The 17,727-nt window shown below is 71.1% G+C and carries 16 protein-coding genes; 11 read left to right on the top strand and 5 right to left on the bottom strand.

The window, feature by feature from the left end:
• Positions 1-16 precede the first annotated feature (16 nt).
• From ASF45_RS16460 to ASF45_RS16450, 3 genes are read right to left on the bottom strand one after another with little or no spacing between them, the layout of a single operon-like run.
• Positions 17-1,831: a TRAP transporter large permease subunit gene (locus ASF45_RS16460; protein WP_056664671.1), complete on the bottom strand. Its 1,815-nt coding sequence runs from the start codon at positions 1,829-1,831 to the stop codon at positions 17-19.
• Entirely contained in the window at positions 1,828-2,874 is a 1,047-nt protein-coding gene (gene dctP / locus ASF45_RS16455; RefSeq protein ID WP_056664668.1) for a TRAP transporter substrate-binding protein DctP, read from the bottom strand. Before dctP ends, ASF45_RS16460 begins: the two co-directional genes overlap by 4 nt.
• Before the next feature lie 7 nt (positions 2,875-2,881).
• Positions 2,882-3,748, bottom strand: a complete 867-nt coding sequence (locus ASF45_RS16450; protein WP_056664665.1) for a TRAP transporter TatT component family protein — start codon at positions 3,746-3,748, stop codon at positions 2,882-2,884.
• A gap of 387 nt (positions 3,749-4,135) precedes the next feature.
• On the opposite strand from ASF45_RS16450, the gene ASF45_RS16445 reads away from it, so the two are divergent.
• The 8 genes from ASF45_RS16445 to ASF45_RS16410 all read left to right on the top strand — a co-directional run bounded on the left by ASF45_RS16445 (position 4,136) and on the right by ASF45_RS16410 (position 10,890).
• Positions 4,136-5,365 carry an ABC transporter substrate-binding protein gene (locus ASF45_RS16445; RefSeq protein ID WP_162244015.1) on the top strand — a complete coding sequence of 410 codons (1,230 nt, stop codon included), beginning with the start codon at positions 4,136-4,138 and terminating at the stop codon, positions 5,363-5,365.
• A gap of 26 nt (positions 5,366-5,391) precedes the next feature.
• Complete coding sequence (locus tag ASF45_RS16440) at positions 5,392-6,519, top strand: saccharopine dehydrogenase NADP-binding domain-containing protein (protein WP_056664659.1); 1,128 nt, start codon at positions 5,392-5,394, stop codon at positions 6,517-6,519.
• Positions 6,506-6,889, top strand: coding sequence for a DoxX-like family protein (locus tag ASF45_RS16435; RefSeq protein ID WP_063887701.1), 384 nt, complete (start codon positions 6,506-6,508; stop codon positions 6,887-6,889). The genes ASF45_RS16440 and ASF45_RS16435 overlap by 14 nt, the downstream gene beginning before the upstream one ends.
• On the top strand, positions 6,886-7,359 hold the full coding sequence (locus ASF45_RS16430; RefSeq protein ID WP_056664653.1) for a DUF2269 domain-containing protein: 474 nt from the start codon (positions 6,886-6,888) through the stop codon (positions 7,357-7,359). Before ASF45_RS16435 ends, ASF45_RS16430 begins: the two co-directional genes overlap by 4 nt.
• 1 nt (position 7,360) lies before the next feature.
• Positions 7,361-7,858 (top strand): SRPBCC family protein, encoded by a 498-nt coding sequence (locus ASF45_RS16425; protein WP_056664650.1) that lies wholly within the window; start codon positions 7,361-7,363, stop codon positions 7,856-7,858.
• Positions 7,859-8,195: 337 nt separating this feature from the next.
• The gene (locus ASF45_RS16420; RefSeq protein ID WP_056664647.1) at positions 8,196-9,179 is read left to right on the top strand and encodes a GNAT family N-acetyltransferase; all 984 of its coding nucleotides are present in this window, start codon (positions 8,196-8,198) and stop codon (positions 9,177-9,179) included.
• A 305-nt stretch (positions 9,180-9,484) separates the two neighbouring features.
• Positions 9,485-10,048, top strand: coding sequence for a GNAT family N-acetyltransferase (locus ASF45_RS16415; protein ID WP_056664644.1), 564 nt, complete (start codon positions 9,485-9,487; stop codon positions 10,046-10,048).
• A 92-nt stretch (positions 10,049-10,140) separates the two neighbouring features.
• A complete protein-coding gene (locus tag ASF45_RS16410) occupies positions 10,141-10,890 on the top strand; it encodes an SDR family NAD(P)-dependent oxidoreductase (protein WP_082551064.1) in 750 nt (249 codons plus the stop codon).
• A 44-nt stretch (positions 10,891-10,934) separates the two neighbouring features.
• Here the strand turns inward: ASF45_RS16410 and ASF45_RS16405 are convergent, their stop codons facing one another.
• Positions 10,935-11,576 (bottom strand): hypothetical protein, encoded by a 642-nt coding sequence (locus ASF45_RS16405; protein WP_056664638.1) that lies wholly within the window; start codon positions 11,574-11,576, stop codon positions 10,935-10,937.
• Positions 11,573-13,141, bottom strand: coding sequence for a methyl-accepting chemotaxis protein (locus ASF45_RS36960; protein WP_056664635.1), 1,569 nt, complete (start codon positions 13,139-13,141; stop codon positions 11,573-11,575). Before ASF45_RS36960 ends, ASF45_RS16405 begins: the two co-directional genes overlap by 4 nt.
• A 270-nt stretch (positions 13,142-13,411) precedes the next feature.
• Between ASF45_RS36960 and mutS the strand changes: the two genes are divergently transcribed.
• From mutS to ASF45_RS16385, 3 genes are read left to right on the top strand one after another with little or no spacing between them, the layout of a single operon-like run.
• The gene (gene mutS, locus ASF45_RS16395; protein WP_056664632.1) at positions 13,412-16,060 is read left to right on the top strand and encodes a DNA mismatch repair protein MutS; all 2,649 of its coding nucleotides are present in this window, start codon (positions 13,412-13,414) and stop codon (positions 16,058-16,060) included.
• Positions 16,057-16,884: a proteasome-type protease gene (locus ASF45_RS16390; protein ID WP_056664630.1), complete on the top strand. Its 828-nt coding sequence runs from the start codon at positions 16,057-16,059 to the stop codon at positions 16,882-16,884. Before mutS ends, ASF45_RS16390 begins: the two co-directional genes overlap by 4 nt.
• Entirely contained in the window at positions 16,881-17,726 is an 846-nt protein-coding gene (locus ASF45_RS16385) for an alpha/beta hydrolase (RefSeq protein ID WP_235580938.1), read from the top strand. The genes ASF45_RS16390 and ASF45_RS16385 overlap by 4 nt, the downstream gene beginning before the upstream one ends.
• Position 17,727: the final 1 nt, after the last annotated feature.

Raw genomic sequence — 17,727 nt, 5'->3', positions numbered from 1 at the left:
TGCGGCGCAGCCGGACTTACTGGAGCAGCTTCGGCAAGCCCGTCGACAGCCCCGGCCACAGCGCGATCAGCAGCGTGCCCGCGAAGATCGCCAGCATGGCCGGCAGCACCGAGCGCGCCACGTAGGGGATGCTCTTGCCGAACATGGCCGAAGCGAAGTAGATGTTCATGCCGGCCGGCGGGCACAGGAAGCCGGCCTCCATCGCGGCCAGGAAGATGATGCCGAAGTGCACGGGGTCGATGCCATAGCTCAGCGCCAGCGGCAGCAGGAGCGGCACCAGCACCGCCAGCGCCGCGAAGATCTCCATGAGCGCGGCGGCCACGAACAGGAAGGCGCACAGCGCGAGCAGGAACACGTACTTGTTCGGGATCGCGGCCTGCACCCAGTCCACCGCGAGCTCGGGAATGCCCGCGTCGACGAGGAAGTTGGTCAGCGCCAGCGCCATGCCCAGGATCAGCATCACGCCGCCGATGACCTGCGCGCATTCGGCCAGGCAGCGGCCGAGCCCGCGCCAGTCCAGTTCGCGGTGCACCAGGCCTTGCGTGGCGAGCGCGTAGGCGGCCGTCAGCGCGGCGCTCTCGGTCGGCGTGGCCAGGCCGCTCACGAGCGCGCCAATGGCGACAAAGGGCGCGGCGACCTCCCATTTCGCCGCCCAGAGCGCCGCACGCACGGCGGCGAAGTCGGCGCGCGGCCGGGCCGCTTGCACGGCAGCCACCGGGCCCGCGCGCAGGTAGCCGCCCAGCAACAGCAGGCAGGCCACCATCACGAGCGCGGGCACCAGGCCGGCCAGGAACATGGTCTCGATGGGCACGCGCGCGATCACCGCGTACATGATGAGCGGCACCGAGGGCGCCAGCAGCACGCCCAATGCGCTCGCGCTGGTCACCATGCCGATGCCGCGCTGCTCCGGGTAGCCCGACTGGCGCAACAGCGGCAGCAGCAGACCGCCCAATGCGAGGATGGTCACGCCGCTGCCGCCCGTGAAGGCCGTGAAGGCCGAGCACAGCAACGCGGCCGCCAGCACCGTGCCGCGCGGGCCGCCGCCGAACAGCGTCACGAACAATTCGCCCAGCCGCTGGGCCGCGCGCGTGCGTGCGAAGGCCAGGCCCGCCAGCGTGAACAGCGGCAGCGCGGGCAGCGAAGGGTTGACCGTGATCTGGTAGTGCGACAGCGCGATGGAGGCCAGCGGCAGGCCCTCGCTCCAGAACAGCACGAGCGCCAGGCCACCCAGCACGGCGAACACGGGCGCGCCGGCCAGCAGCAACAGCAGCAGCCCGGCGAGGGCCGGGGCCAGCGGCAGGGCCGTCTGCTCGGCCAGCGCGGCTGTCCACCAGCCGGCCAGCGGCAGCGCGGTCATGGCGGCCACGCGCAGCGGCAGCAGCGTGCCGACGCGCGCACCGAGCCGCAGCCCCAGCAGCACGAAGCCCAGCGGCAGGCAGGCCTGCGCCCACCAGACCGGCATGCCGTAGGCCAGCACCTGGCCGGCGCCGCGTTCGGCCGCGACCAGCTGCCAGCCCGCATGCGCCAGCATGCCGCACAGGGTGGCCGAACCACCTGCCGCCAGCATGCGCACACGCGCCCGCGTGGCCGCGTTGCCCAGGCGGTCCAGGCTGCCGCCCAGGCTGGTCAGGTGCCCGAGCCGCTCGGCGGCGATGGCGCCGAACATGGCCACCACCAGGCCCAGGTGCTGCACCAGCACGGCGGCGTTGTCCACCCCGCGGCCCATGAGCGGGCGCAGCGCCATCTCGGCCAGCGGCACGGCGACCATCAGCGCCAGCGCGACGGCGGCCGGCAGCGCGTCGAGCCGCGCCAGCCTGTGCAGCACGTTCACTTGGCGCGGCTGGCGCGCAACGCCTTGAGGTGGGCGAACACCTCGTCGAAGGTCTCGGCCGGCACCATGCTGCCGCGGATGCGCGGGTACAGCGCCTCGGCCAATGCGTTCCACTCGCGCATCTGCTCGGCGTTGGGCGTGTGCACGACCAGGCCGCGCTTCTTCATGGCGGCCACCGCCTCGTCGACCTCGGCGCGGGCCTGCATGCGCATCTGCTTGCCGGCCTGCTCGCCGGCCGCACGCAGGGCCTGCTGCACGGCGGGCGCCATGCCGTCCCAGGCCTTCTTCGTGACGACCAGCGCGCCGACGATGGGTGCCCAGTTGATGTCCAGCATGTGCGGCGCCGTGTCGTAGACCTGGCTGGCCAGCGCGAAGTACGGCGTGGACGGCACCACGCTGATCATGCCGGTCTGCAGCGAGGGCAGCACGTCGGCCGTCTCCAGCGGCACGGGCGTGTAGCCCAGGCTCTTCATGATGGCCTGCTGCTCGGGCTCCGAGCCCCAGGCGAAGAACTTCATGCGCTTGTAGTCGTCGGGCCGCACCGCGGCCTCCTTGGAGAAGAAGCGCACCCAGCCGGCGTCGCCCCAGCCCAGCACGATGAAGCCGCGGTCCGCGAAGCGCTGCTCCATGGACGCGCGCATCTTCTCGCGCACGTGGTCGACCTCATCCCAGTCGCGGAACAAGAGCGGCAGGTTCTGCAGCGCGGCGATGCCGGGCTCGATCTCGCGCAGGCCCACCACCGACATCAGCGCGCCCTGCAGCTGGCCGATGCGCATGCGCCGCGCCATCTCGGCCTCGCCCCCCTGGCTGCCGTCGGTGAAGACCGTGAAGCGGCCCTGCCCGCCCTGCGCGGCGCGCCAGGCTTCGCCCAGCACCAGCAGCTGCTGGTGGTAGGGCGAGTTGCGCGGGACCAGGGAGCCGATCCGAAGTTGCTGCTGTGCCTGGGCCTGGCCGGTGCCGGCCGTGGCCAGGCCAGCCAGGCCCGCCAGGGCGAGGCCCAGCTGGCGGCGGCGCAGGGCGATGGGCTTGGAAGTGGTCGTCATGGGGCGTTCAGAACCTGTCGGCTATGGTGTCCAGCAACCACCGGGCGCGTTCGCCCATGACCTGGTTGCCGAGATCGGGGTGCGCGGCAGCGACCTGCAGGGCCTGGCGCAGCAGGCGCTCGAACTGCGCGCGGTCGTCCCGGGCCAGGGCCTCGGCGCGCGCCACGAACACACCGGCGTTGCGGCCCGCGCCGTGGCGCTCGGCCGCGTCGAACAGGCGCGCGGCCTCGGCCCGGCTGCCGCCCGGGCGCGCGGCCTCGAAGTTGGCGACCAGGCTGGCCAGCGCGCCCGCGCCGTGGCCGGGCTCCGCATGGAAAGCCAGCTGCGCGAGCCTGGCGGCCAGCGGCAGGTCGGCCACCACGTCGGGCTGGTCGGTGGACAGCGCGATGCGCGCGCCCCAGGCGGCCGCGGCCCAGTAGGCCAGGCCGACCTGGTCGGCGTCCAGCCGCGCGGTCCCGGCCGACAGGTCGCGCACGAAGCCGCTGTGGCGCCGCTCCAGCGCGGCCAGCGCGTGGCGCTGCGCCCGCCCGTACAGCCGTGCGGCGCGCTGGCGCAGGCGCTGCGCGGCGGCGGCGTCCTGGCCCTCCAGGCGCTCGGCATCGAAGGCCACGAAGGCGTAGGCGTACTGCGTGAAGCCGCTGGCCACCGCCTCGGCCAGGGCCTGGTGTTCGGGCACGTGCTGCAGCAGCGATTCGGACAGCTTGAGCTGGAAGGCCGCGGCTTCGCGCACCAGCTGCAGGTCGTCCTCGGGCACGGCGGACGGCGCAGCCAGCGCATCGGCGGCGCGGTGCAGCACCAGGCGGCTGGGCGAGCAGGCGGCGAGCAGTGCCAGGCAGCACAGTGCAGCGAGGACCGATGCGAAGAAGCGCTGCACGAGAGAGAGATCAGCAGGTGGAGGCCATGGATGCCGCATGCTAGGCAGGCTCCATGAAGCCGCGGTGACACCGCGCGCGGCGAGGGCCTGTGAACGCTACGGCCGGGGGCGCGAAGGATGCCTATCGGGATGCAGTGCAAGGCGCGGTGAGTGCCGCGTAGCTTGCTACGCAAACGAGCCGCAACGCCGCAATGCGCCCGATAGGCATCCTTCCCGAAGAGCTGGCCCGATTCCCGGCGTCTGCTTTGTCGCAAGGCTTGCAGGTAGCTACGGCTACCTGCTGCGCCTCGCTTCGCGCATCCATCCGGGACTCGGGCCAGCGCGCCCCCGTCCGTAGCGTTAACAGGCCCTAGACTGCGGCCAGCGCAGCACGCCCCATCCCTTGCCATGATGTCCCCGAAGAACCGTTTCCCCCTTGCACGCGGCCTGCGCACCTGTGCCGCCGCCCTGCTCGCCCTGGCCTTGGGCGCCACCGCCTTCGCGCAGAAGCGCTATGACCCGGGCGCCAGCGACACCGAGGTGCGCATCGGCCACATCGGTCCCTACTCGGGCCCGGCCTCGGCCTACGGCACCATCGGCAAGGCCGCCAGCGCCTACATCGCCAAGGTCAATGCCGAAGGCGGCATCCACGGCCGCAGGATCGTGCTGCTCAGCGTGGACGACGGCTACAACCCGGCCCGCACGGTGGAGCAGGCGCGCCGGCTGGTCGAGCAGGACGAGGTGCTGGCGCTGTTCGCGCCACTGGGCACGGCGCAGAACCTGGCGATCCAGCGCTACATGAATGCGAAGAAGGTGCCGCAGCTGTTCGTGGGCACGGGCGCCACACGCTTCGGCGATGCCAAGGCCTTCCCCTGGACCATGGGTTGGCAGCCGAGCTACCAGGACGAGGCGCGCATCTACGCCCGGCACATCCTGGCCACGCGGCCGCAGGCCAAGGTGGCCGTGCTGCTGCAGAACGACGACTTCGGCAAGGACTACCTGAAGGGCTTCGTGGACGCGCTGGGCGACAAGGCGGCAACCATGCTCGTGGCCCAGGCCAGCTACGAGGTGACGGACGCCACCATCGACAGCCAGCTCATCGCGCTGAAGGCCAGCGGTGCCGACGTGTTCTTCAACATCGCCACGCCCCGGTTCGCGGCGCAGGCGATCCGCAAGGCCGCGGAGACCGGCTGGCGCCCGGTGCAGTACCTGGCCAGCGTGTCGATCTTCGTGCAGGCCGTGCTGCAGCCGGCCGGGCTGGACAACGCCACCGGCGTGATCTCGGCCTCGTTCATCCGCGACCCCGACGATGCGACGCTGCAGGGCACGCGCGAGCTGGCCGAGTACCGTGCCTTCATGCAGCAGTACTACCCCAAGGGCGACCCCAGCGACTTCCTCAACGTGCTGGGCTACTCGCAGGCGCAGACCCTGGTGCAAGCCATCCGCCAGGCCGGCGACGCGCTCACGCGCGAGAACCTCATGCGCCAGGCCGCCAGCCTGTCGATGGCGCTGCCCATGCTGTACCCCGGCATCGAGGTGAAGACCGGCGCGGACGACTACCGGCCGATCCAGCAGGTGCAGCTGGTGCGCTTCAACGGCACGCGCTACGAGCCGCTGGGCAAGCCGGTGGGGCACTGAGGCCCGGTGGCACGGCCGGTCGACCGATGAAGACCATCGTCCTGGGTGGCTATGGCAACTTCGGTGCGCGCATCTGCCGCGCACTGGCCGCCGACGCCGGGATCGCCTTGCTGGTGGCCGGCCGCGATGCGGCACGCGCGCAGGCCCTGGCCAGCGCACTGGGACCGCGCGCCAGCGCCGTCGCGCTCGACCTGCAACGCAGCGACCTGGCGGCGCAGCTGCGCGCGCTGGGCGTGGAGCTGGTCATCCACACCGCCGGCCCGTTCCAGGCGCAGGGTTACGCGGTCGCCCTGGCGGCCGCGGCGGCCGGCGCCCACTACCTGGACCTGGCCGATGGCCGGCGCTTCGTCTGCGACTTTCCCGCGGCGCTGGATGCCGCGTTCCGCCAGGCCGGGCGCACCGCCATCAGCGGCGCCAGCACCGTGCCGGCCCTGTCCGGCGCCGTGGTCGACGCGCTGTGCGCGGGCTGGCAGCAGATCGACCGCATCGCCATCTGCATCGCGCCGGCGCAGACCGCGCCGCGCGGCGACGCCACGCTGGCCGGCGTGCTGAGCTACTGCGGCGAGCCCGTGCCGGTGTGGCTCGACGGCCGCTGGCAGGCACGCCGCGGCTGGGGTGGCCTGCAGCGCCAGCACTTTGCGCGCATGCGCCCGCGCCTGGGCGCGCTGTGCGACATCCCCGATCTCGAACTGTTCCCGGCCCGCTATGCCGTGCGCGAGACCGTGGTGTTCCGGGCCGCGGTGGAAGTCGGCCCGTCGCAGCGCATGCTGGCCGTGCTGTCGGCGCTGCGCGCCGCCCGGCTCATCCCCGCGCCCTCGCGCTGGGCGCCGGCGCTGAACCGCGCGGGACGGCTGTTCGACCCCTTCGGCTCGGGACTGGGCGGCATGGTGGTGCGGGTGGCGGGCGTGGACGGCCAGGGCCGCGCCGCCGCGCGGGCCTGGCACATCGCCGCCGACAACGACCACGGCCCGGAGATTCCCTGCATGGCGGCCATCCTGCTGGCCCGCCGCCTGGCGGCGGTACCGGGCCCGGCCCTGCCGGTCGGCGCCTTCACGGCCGCCGGGCATCTCGCGCTGGCCGACTTCGCGCCCGAGTTCGCCCGCTGGGGCATGGTCACGGATCTCGAGGAAGGCTCGACCCATGCCGCCGGCTGAACGTCCGGCCGCGCTGGGCGTGCTGCGCGCCAGCCTGGTGTTCGTCTGGCTCGCCACAGCCGTCGTCAGCGTGGTGGAACGCGAGGGCCAATCCGCCTTGCTGCTGCATCAGGCCGGATGGACCGATGCCGCGGCCATCCGCACCGTGGTGTTCGCGGGCGCAGGCGTGGACCTGCTGCTGGGCCTGGCCATGGCGTTGCGCCCCGGCCGGCGGGTCTACTGGGCCGCCCTGGCCGTGATGGCACTCATGACGCTGGCCGCCACGCTGCTGCTGCCCGCCCTGTGGCTGCACCCGCTGGGGCCGCTGACCAAGAACATTCCGCTGGCGGCGGGCCTGTGGCTGCTGCTGCGTGAAGAGGCGCGGCGGTGAGCGGCTACCTGCTGGTCAAGTGGCTGCACATCCTGTCCAGCGTGGTGCTGGTGGGCACGGGCTTCGGCTCGGCCTTCTACATGTTCTTCGGCAACCGCAGCGGCAGCGTCGCGGCCCAGGCCGTCATCACCCGGCTGGTGGTGCGCGCGGACTGGTGGTTCACCACGCCAGCGGCCGTCTTCCAGCCGCTGTCGGGCCTGTGGCTCGCCCATGCCGCGGGCTGGCCGCTGTCCACACCCTGGCTGCTGCTGGCGCTGCTGCTCTATGCCTTCGCCGGCGCCTGCTGGCTGCCGGTGGTCTGGCTGCAACTGCGCATGGCCCGCATGGCACAGGAGGCCGCGCGCGACGGCACGCCGCTGCCCGCGGCATTCGACCGCTGCCGCTGCTGGTGGGAAGGCCTGGGGTATCCGGCCTTCGTCGCCATGCTGGCCATCTTCTACCTGATGGTCGCCAAGCCGGCCTGGGATTGAGATGGCGCACAGAAGGCTGGAGTTCGCGATGCCCGCGCCGGCCGAGGTGGTGTTCGACGCATTCCACTACCACCGCTGGCGCGCGCACTGGGATTCGCTGGTGTCGCGCACGCAGGTGCAGGGCGGCGCGCCCTGCCCCAGCGTGGGTGCCGTCAGCGAGAACACCGGCGGGGGTTGGCTGCGCAGCCTGTCGATGACCACGCGCTTCGTCAGCTACGACCCACCTGTCCTCGCCGCGGCCAGCATGGTCGGGCAGTCCTTCCCGTTCTCGCGCTGGGCCGCCTCCATGCGCCACCAGCCGCTGCCGGACGGCCGCTCCGTGCTGGTCTACACCTACACCTTCTCGGTCGCGCCCAGGGCGCTGGCCTGGCTGCTGGAGCCCGTGGTCGACCGCATCTTCCTGCGGGCCACGCGCAAGCGCTTCGCGCGCCTGCAGAAGTTTCTCGCCACCCACGGCGATGCGGTACAGGCGTGGCGGTCGAACCACAGGCCAGACTAGGAGCGTGGGCGGCAGAAATCCGGCCCCGCGCCGGGGCGAGTGGCGGTGCCAGCCGAGGCGCCGGCGAGGCCGTGTGGCCTGCCACACAACGAGCCGGCAACGAAGGATGGCGCTGCCAATCGCCCCGGCCCGAAGGGTGCGGCCTGCAAGGGGGCGCATGCGTCGTTGCCGTCCTCGCGCAGGCGGCCAGCCTGCGCTTCGTCCGGCGCCTAGCCTGCGCCCCCTTGCAGGCCGCACGCGGGGCCGGATTTCTGCCGCCCACGCTCCTAGCCACCCAGGCGCCCATCGCGCGACACTGCGCACAACCAAGAACAACCAAGCCCGGAGACTTGCCGCGATGTCCCCAGAGCACCCGCCCGGCCTGCAGCTGCGCGCCTTCGCCGGCGACGCCGACTTTCCCGCGATGGCCGAGGTGGCCAACGCCGTGTTCGCCGCCGACCGCATGGGCTGGGTGCGCACGCCCGAGCACATGCGCGAGGACTATGCCCGCCTGCCGCGCTTCGACCCGCTGCGCGACCTCGTGATGGCCGAGTGCGACGGCCGCCTGGCGGGCTACGTGCGCAGCGCGCACTGGACCGACGCGCACGGCTGCCTGGTCCAGGCCCAGATCGGCTTCGTCCATCCGGCGTTGCGCCGCCGCGGCATCGGCACCGTGCTGCTGCACTGGGTGGAGTCCAGGCAGCGCGCGTTCGCCCAGGGTCAGAACGCCGCCTCAGTGCACCATGTCTTCGTGACCGAGGGCGAGACCGGGCGCAGCGCCATGCTGCAGCGCGCCGGCTATGCGCCGGCGCGGCATTTCCTGCGCATGGAGCGGCCCACGCTGGACGACATTCCAGACCTGCCGCTGCCCGAAGGCTTCGAGGTGCGGCCGGTGCAGCCCGAGCACCTGCGCGCCATCTTCGACGCCCACATGGAGGCCCTGCAGGGGCACTGGGATGTCGCCCCGCCCAGGCCGGGCGACTTCGAGCGCTGGACGACATTGCCGACCTTCCAGCCCCAGCTGTGGCAGGTGGCCTGGCACACCGCGAGCGGCCGCGTGGCCGGCCAGGTCAAGCCCTTCATCAACGCCGAACAGAACGCCACGCAGAACCGCCGGCGCGGCGAGACAGAGTTCATCAGCGTCGGCGCGCCATGGCGCCGGCGCGGGCTGGCAGGCGCGCTGATCGCCCGCGCCCTCGTCGCGCAACGCGATGCCGGCATGGACGAATCGGTGCTCGGCGTGGATGCGGACAACGCGCACGATGCCGCCCGGCTCTACGAGCGCTGCGGCTTTCGGGTCACGCAGCGCAATGTGGTGGTACGCAAGCCGGTGGCGGTGTAGGGCGGCCGCAGGCACATCCGCACGCCCGGATGCCCGCGCCGGGGCGCCTGTGCCCAGTGGAAGGTGCACCGCTGTCGCCCAAGCTTGGCACGGCCTCCGTGCTGCCGACGGTGGTGGGCGTGGCGGCGAAGTGCGGCGCAGGCATCCAGCGTGCGCGGGTGGGCCGGTGCTGTGGGTCCGCCTGCTACGCTCTGTCGGGCGTAAATCGCGTGCGCTGGAATCACCATACAAGCCGCTGCATCCGACCGCCTGCGGCGTCGGCCGAGCGCGGCGTCATGGGTGACCATCGCCGAGCACCGTAGAAAATGACACATCTCATCGAATTCGAGACCGAGCGCCTTCGCTTGCGTCAATGGAAGCCCTCTGACCGCGAACCCTTCGCCATGCTCAATGCCGATCCGAAGGTCATGGAGTTCTTCCCTTCGCCACTCACGCGCATGGAGAGTGATGCAATGGCTGACCGCTGCCAGTCTCTCCTCGAAGAACGCGGCTGGGGTTTCTGGGCGGCGGAATCCAGAGCCACCCAAGAGTTCATTGGGTTTGTCGGCCTCCACACGCCATCCGCTGAACTCCCGTTTTCCCCATGCGTGGAGGTCGGGTGGCGTCTCGGGATTCGGCATTGGGGCAAGGGGTTCGCGTCGGAAGCCGCAAGAGGCGCCTTGCGCGTTGGTTTCGAATTGCTCAGCTTGAGCGAAATTGTGTCGTTCACCGCTCTGTGCAATGTCAGGTCGCGCGGCGTCATGGAGCGTCTTGGCATGCGGGCATCTGGCACCTTCGAGCATCCCCACGTGCCAGAGGGCAGTGGCCTGCGCCAGCATTGGCTGTACCGGCTGTCGAGTGATGGCCATGCGGCATCGCATTGCGCTTGACCGGATCAGAAGTTTTTTTGGCGCTTTGCCGTTCGACCTCAGAGCGGAGCGTCATCCAACAATGCTGAGTTTGGATTTCACAGATTCCCCAGATGAAAATTGATACCGTGCTTCGTGTCGCATTGGTCACAGGATCCACTTCCGGCATCGGCGCGGCCATCGCGCGCCGGCTCAACCAAGACGGCTATTCGGTGGTTCTTCATTCACGGAGCTCTGCGGACGTCGGTCGTGCGATGGCTGCTGAAATGAATCAGGCCATCTACGTACAAGCCGATCTTGCCCTGGAAGCCGATCGGGCCCGTCTTGTCAGCGAGGCCGTCTCCGCGTGGGGTCAACTGGACGTGCTGGTCAACAATGCCGGCATCAGCAAAGTCATTCCGCATGAAGACCTGGCCTCGGCAACCGCTGCGGTGTGGCATGAACTCCATGAGGTGAACGTCGTGGCACCGTTCCATCTCGTCGCCTTGGCGGAGTCGGCGCTGCGCGAAGCTGCTCAGTGCCGACGGGCTGGCAGCGTGGTGAACATCAGCTCGCATGCGGGAATCCGTCCCAAAGGTGCCTCCATTCCGTACGCGGTCAGCAAGGCTGCGCTCAACCACATGACCCGCCTGCTCGCACTGTCACTGGGGCCGGATATTCGGGTCAATGCCGTTGCGCCGGGTTTGGTCGACACGCCTCTGACGGCCGGGTGGACCGGCGCACAAGCGTTGTGGCGCGAGCGCGCTCCGATGCACCGGGCCGCCAGCCCGGACGATATCGCCCACGCAGTTGCGATGCTGGTTGGCTCGGACTACCTCACTGGCGAAGTGCTGCTGTCGGATGGCGGATTGAATCTGACCTGAGCCGACTTGGTGCAAGTTGGTCGGTGCAGCCCGCCCGCACCGCCTCAAAACCCCATCCGCAGCCCCACGCTGAACACCGCCTTGCGCTCCGCACGCCCCAGCGTGCCGTCGATCTGCAGGTTCTTGACGATCTCGCGGCGCAGGCCGAACTGCAGCGTGGGCTTGCCGTGCTGCTGGCCGAAGGCCTCGACATGGGCCGTCACGGTGCCCAGATCGAACTCCTTGGCCACGCCCCAGGTGGCATGCGTGCCGCCGCCATCGAGCCGGTGCGCGCCCAGGTTCAGGTGCAGCGGGCCGCCATCCAGGTTGCAGGTGACCAGGCCGTTGGCATAGGTGGCGTCGCTGCGCTCGCGGTGCAGGTGCATGCGGCCGACCACGGCGCCGAGGTTGCAGCCGCCCTCCACCGACGGCGTGAGCCGCATCTTGGCCTGCACGGCCGTGCTGGTCTCGGGCGCGGAGAAGCTGCGCTCCACACCCACGCCGAGTTCCAGCCAGTCCAGCACGCCCACGCCCAGCGTGCTGGTCCACAGCCGGTCGCGGCTGGCGGGGCGCGCATACCAGGTCTCGATCTGGCCGCCGCCGACTTCGGCCACGTTGGCGTCGTCCACCGTGAGCGGGCGGCCGGCCCAGGCCGATGCACCAGCCAGGCACAGGAGCGCGCCAACCAGCAGGTGCAGGCGCTTCATGCGGCATGCTCCCGCAGTGCGACCACGCTGCTGCTGCCCGGCAGCCGGAACGCCGCCACGGCGTTGACCAGGCCCTGGGCCTGGCCCTTGAGGCTGCTGGCCGCGGCGGCGATCTCCTCGACCAGCGCGGCGTTCTGCTGCGTGCTGCGGTCCATCTGCGTGACGGCGTCGCCGACCTGCGAGATGCCGGCGGCCTGGCCGTCGCTGGAGGCGGTGATCTCGCCCACGATGTCGGTCACGCGGCGGATCGCCGCGACGATCTCGTCCATGGTGCCGCCGGCGCTGCCGACCAGGCGCGTGCCGGCCTCCACGCGCTGCACGCTGGTGCCGATCAAGGCCTTGATCTCCTTGGCGGCCTCGGCCGAGCGGCCGGCCAGGGCGCGCACCTCGGAGGCCACCACCGCGAAGCCGCGGCCCTGCTCGCCCGCGCGGGCCGCCTCCACCGCGGCGTTGAGCGCCAGGATGTTGGTCTGGAAGGCGATGCCGTCGATGGTGCCGATGATGTCGGCGATGCGGCGCGACGACTCCTCGATCTCCTGCATGGTGCGCACCACTTCGCCCACCACCGCCCCGCCCTGCGCAGCCACGGCACTGGCCTTGGCCGCGAGGTCGTTGGCCTGGCGCGCGCTGTCGGCGTTCTGCAGCACGGTGGCGCGCAGCTCCTCCATCGAGGCCGAGGTCTCCTGCAGCGCGCTGGCCTGCTGCTCGGTGCGCATGCTGAGGTCCTGGTTGCCCTGGGCGATCTCCACGCTGGCATGGGCCACGCTGTCGGAGTTGTGCTGCACGCTGCGCACGATCTCGCTGAACTGCGCCTGCATGCGTGCCATGGCCGACAGCAGGCGGCGCGTCTCGTCGTTGCCGTGCGCGGCCGCGCTGCCCGTGAGGTCGCCATGGGCCAGGCGGTCGGCCATGCCCACGGCATCGGCCATGGGCCGCTCCATCTGGCGCGTGAGCCAGACGGCCGCGCCGACCAGCAGCACGGCCGCGACGACCAGCGCCAGCACCACCTGCAAGGCCGCAGCCTGCACGCTCTGCGCGGCGGCCTCGTGCACGGCCTCGCTGTTGCGCTCGATGGCATCGGCCTGCGCCGCCATCTGGCTTTCGAGTTCGGAGAAGGCCTTCTGGAACGCCGGATAGGCCGCCTGGGCCGCCGCGGCGTCGCTGCCGGCCAGGTCCTGGATGCGTCTGGCGGCCGCGGTGTAGGTGGCCACCTGCGGCAAGGTGGTGGCCACCACGCGCTTGACCTCCTCGGAGGTGGGCAGCTCCTGCAGCTGGGCCAGCGCCTTCTGGAAGGTCTCGGTGTGGGCTGCCAGGCCCTGCCTGGCCTCGGCGATCTGTGCGCTGTCGCGGCTCTGCGCGCCCAGCAGCGCGAGCAGCACGTCGCCACGCACGGCGTCGTGCATCATGTCGGCCTCCTGGCTGCTCTGCAGCGCCGTGCCGAGGTCGACCGTCCGGCCGATCTCGGCGGCCAGCCGGTTGCCATTGAGCAGGCCGATCGCCCCGACCAGGCCGGCCATGACGACGCCGACCACCCCCAACCCCAGCACCTGGCTGCGCAGCTTCATCGCGGCTTTCCTTTTCCGGGACGGTACCCGCGGCCATTTCATCAGCCGGCCGGCGCCCCAGCCACCAAGCGCCGACGAAGGGCAGCGCTGACGGACCGAACGGTGCGGCCATGACGCCAAAACGACAGCCGCAAGGCCGTTGGCCAATTTTGTGCGGCCGCGCCCGCCGGTCCGCAAGTCCCGCGCCCGCGCGACCGCTGGCCGCAACTTGGCGACAATCGCCCCCCGCTCCCCAACCACACGCCACGCCTCTTGTCTTCGCTCCCGCCCATGCCAAAGCCTGACTTCTCGGCCCACACGCCGATGATGGCCCAGTACCTCGGCCTGAAAGCCGACTTCCCCGACACGCTGGTCTTCTACCGCATGGGGGATTTCTACGAGCTGTTCTACGCCGACGCCGAGCGCGCCGCGGCGCTGATGGACATCACGCTCACGCGGCGTGGCCAGTCGGCCGGCGAGCCCGTGGTGATGTGCGGCATCCCGTTCCACGCGGTCGAGAGCTACCTGGCCAAGCTGATCCGGCTCGGCGAATCGGTGGCGATCTGCGAGCAGGTCGGCGAGGTCACGGGCAAGGGCCCGGTGGAGCGCAAGGTGGTGCGCGTGGTCACGCCCGGCACGCTGACCGACACGGCCCTGCTGGCCGACAAGACCGAATCCGTGCTGGCCGCCTTCTACCCCGGCCCGCGCCAGCGCTGCGGCCTGGCCTGGCTGGCGCTCACGCAGTCCGAGCTGCAGCTGGCCGAGTGCAGCATGGACGAATTGCCGGGCTGGCTGGCGCGCATCGGCCCGGCCGAGCTGCTGCTGCCGGCCGACGTGCCCGATGCGCTGGAAGCGCGCATCCGCAGCCTGCGCCTCACGACGCCGCAGGGCGGGCCGCTGGCCCTGTCGCTGCGTCCGGCATGGCAGTTCGACGGCGCGCTCGGCCAGCGCAAGCTCTGCGAGCACCTGCACGTGGCCAGCCTCTCGGCCTGGCATGCCGAGGGCCTGCCGCAAGCCCATGCCGCGGCCTCGGCGCTGCTGGCCTTCGCCGAGCACACGCAGGGCCAGGCGCTGTCGCACCTGCAGGCGCTGCGCGTGGCGCGCAGCGACGCCGCCATCGACCTGCCGCTCAGCACGCGGCGCAACCTCGAACTGGTACAGACCCTGCGCGGCGAGGACAGCCCCACCCTCTTCTCGCTGCTGGACACCTGCATGACCAGCATGGGCAGCCGCCTGCTCAAGCGCTGGCTGCTGGAGCCGCAGCGCGACCGCGGCGAAGCCCATGCGCGCCTGCTGGCCACCGCCGTGCTGCGCGACGCGCCGGGCGCCGGCCACTACGCCAAGCTGCGCGAGCAGCTCAAGGGCACGAGCGACGTGGAACGCATCACGGCGCGCACCGCGCTCTACCAGGTGCGCCCGCGCGAACTGGTGGCGCTGCAGCTGGCCTTGCAGCGCGCCGGCCTGCTGGCCGACAGCATCGACGGCCTGCCGGGCCTGCTGGCGCAGATCCGCCAGGACCTGGAGCCGCCGCCCGCGTGCGCGGCGCTGCTGGCCGCCGCCATCCTGGAGGAGCCGGCCGCGCTGGTACGCGACGGCGGCGTGATCGCGGCCGGCCATGACGCCGAGCTCGACGAGCTGCGCGCGATCCAGAACAACTGCGACGCCTTCCTGCTCGACCTGGAAACGCGCGAGCGCGCGCGCACCGGCATCGGCAACCTGCGCGTGCAGTTCAACAAGGTGCATGGCTTCTACATCGAGGTCACGCAGGGCGCGCTGGACAAGGTGCCGGCCGACTACCGGCGGCGCCAGACGCTCAAGAACGCCGAGCGCTTCATCACACCGGAGCTCAAGGCCTTCGAAGACAAGGCGCTGTCGGCCCAGGAGCGCGCGCTGGCGCGCGAGAAATGGCTGTACGACCGGCTGCTGGGCCAGCTGCAGGCCTTCGTTCCAGCCCTGTCGCGCCTGGCCCAGGCCATGGCCACGCTCGACGTGCTGTGCAGCTTCGCCGAGCGCTCGCTCACGCTGAACTGGTGCGCGCCGCAGTTCGTGAAGGAGCCCTGCATCGAGATCGAGCGCGGCCGCCACCCGGTGGTCGAGGCCCGCCTGGCCGAGACCTCGCAGGCCGCCTTCATCGCCAACGACACGCGGCTGCACGTCAAGCAGCGCATGCAGGTCATCACCGGCCCGAACATGGGCGGCAAGTCGACCTACATGCGCCAGGTGGCGCTGATCGTGCTGATGGCCAGCATCGGCAGCCATGTGCCGGCCAGCAGCTGCCGGCTCGGCCCCATCGACGCGATCCACACGCGCATCGGCGCGGCCGACGATCTCGCCAACGCGCAATCGACCTTCATGGTCGAGATGACCGAGGCCGCGCAGATCCTGCATGGCGCGAGCCGCCACAGCCTGGTGCTGATGGACGAGATCGGCCGCGGCACCTCGACCTTCGACGGCCTGGCCCTGGCCAGCGGCATCGCGGCCCAACTGCACGACCGCACCCAGGCCTTCACGCTGTTCGCCACGCACTACTTCGAGCTGACCGAGTTCCCGGCCAAGCACCATGCGGCGCAGAACGTGCATGTGAGCGCGGCCGAATCGGGCGGCGACATCGTGTTCCTGCACGAGATCCAGGCCGGCCCGGCCAGCCGCAGTTACGGCATCCAGGTGGCGCGGCTGGCCGGCATGCCGGCGCCGGTGCTGCACCATGCGCGCCACACGCTCGAAGCCCTGGAGCAGCAGGCCAGCGAAAGCCAGGCCCAGATCGACCTGTTCGCGCCGCCGCCGGCCGCGGCCCAGGCCGAACCCAGCCCCGTAGAATCCGCGCTGGCCGGCATCGACCCCGATGCGCTGACCCCGCGCGAGGCCCTCGATGCGCTGTACCGCTTGAAGAACATCGCGCGCCGCGAACAGGCCTCCCTCGCCAACAGCCCCACCCCATGACCTACTGCGTCGCCCTCAAACTCAACGCCGGACTGGTGTTCCTGTCCGACTCGCGCACCAACGCCGGCCTGGACCAGATCAGCACCTTCCGCAAGATGATCGTCTACGAGCGCGCGGACGACCGCTTCATGGTGCTGCTGTCGGCCGGCAACCTGTCGATCTCGCAGTCCATCCGCGAGATCCTGCAGGTCGAGCAGTTGAAGGAGTTCGAGGACAGCGACCCCATCACGATCTGGAACGCCAAGAGCATGTTCGATGCCGCCCGCGTGCTGGGCGCGGCGGTGCGCCGCGTCTACGAGCGCGATGCGGTCTCGCTGCGCCAGTCGGGCGTGGAGTTCAACGTCTCCATGATCTTCGGCGGCCAGATCAAGGGCGAGGGCATGCGGCTGTTCCAGGTCTATTCGGCCGGCAACTTCATCGAGGCCACGCCCGAGACGCCCTACTTCCAGATCGGCGAATCCAAGTACGGCAAGCCCGTGCTGGACCGGGTGATCACGCCCGACACGCCGCTGGACGAGGCGGCCAAGTGCGCGCTGGTGTCGATGGACTCCACGCTCAAGTCCAACCTGTCGGTGGGCCTGCCGCTGGATCTGGTGGTCTACGGCGTGGACGAGTTCCGCACCGACAAGGTGGTCTGCATCGACGAGCAGAACCCCTACTTCCGCATGCTGCACGGCTCCTGGGGCCAGAAGCTGCGCGAGGTGTTCGACAGCATCGAGGACCCGCAGTGGGCCGGCGGCCCGACCGAGCTGCCGCTGATGGTCGCGGCCAGCCGCGGCAAGCCGCTGCGCAAGATCACCAACCCGGACGAGCGCCTGATTTGAGCGCCGCCGCGGGCGGGCGTGGGCTCATCGTCTTCTCGCACGCCAACAGCTTTCCGGCCTCGACCTACCGCGTGCTGTTCGCCGCGCTGCGCGCACGCGGCTTTCGGATCGCGGCCGTCGAGAAGTACGGCCACGACCCCAAGTACCCGGTCAGCAACAACTGGCCGCACCTGGTGCAGCAGTTGGTGGACTTCGCCACCCAGCAGGAGGAGAAGGCCTGGCTGGTCGGCCATTCGCTGGGCGGCTTCCTGAGCGCGATGGCGGCAGCACGCGCGCCGCAGCTGGCGCGCGGCGTGCTGCTGATCGACTCGCCGCTGATCGGTGGCTGGCGCGCCACCACGCTGGGCCTGGCCAAGCGCACGCCGCTGGTGGGCTCGGTCTCGCCCGGGCGCATCAGCCGGGCGCGGCGCAACAGCTGGCCCGACGCGGCCGCGGCGCTGGAACATTTCCGGCACAAGAAGGCCTTCGCCAAATGGGCGCCCGAGGTGCTGGCCGACTACATCGCCCACGGCACGCACGACGAAGGCCAGGGCGCCGACCGACGCCGCGTGCTGAGCTTCGACCGCGATGTGGAGACCGCGATCTACAACACCCTGCCCGACCACCTGGACCGCCTGCTGCGCCGGCATCCGCTCAAGTGCCCGGTGGCCTTCCTGGGCGGGCGCCAGTCGGCCGAGATGCGCCAGGTCGGCATGGCCATGACGGCGCGCATCGTCGGCGCCGACGGCAAGGGCGACCCGGGCCGCGTGATGATGCTGGACGGCAGCCACCTGTTCCCGATGGAGCGGCCACTGGCCACGGCCGCAGCGATCGAGGCCTCGCTGGCCAACATGGGGGCTTAGT

It is taken from the genome of Pseudorhodoferax sp. Leaf265, assembly GCF_001422365.1.
GTDB lineage: Bacteria > Pseudomonadota > Gammaproteobacteria > Burkholderiales > Burkholderiaceae_C > Pseudorhodoferax.
This window is presented reverse-complemented; position numbering and strand designations above follow the sequence as displayed.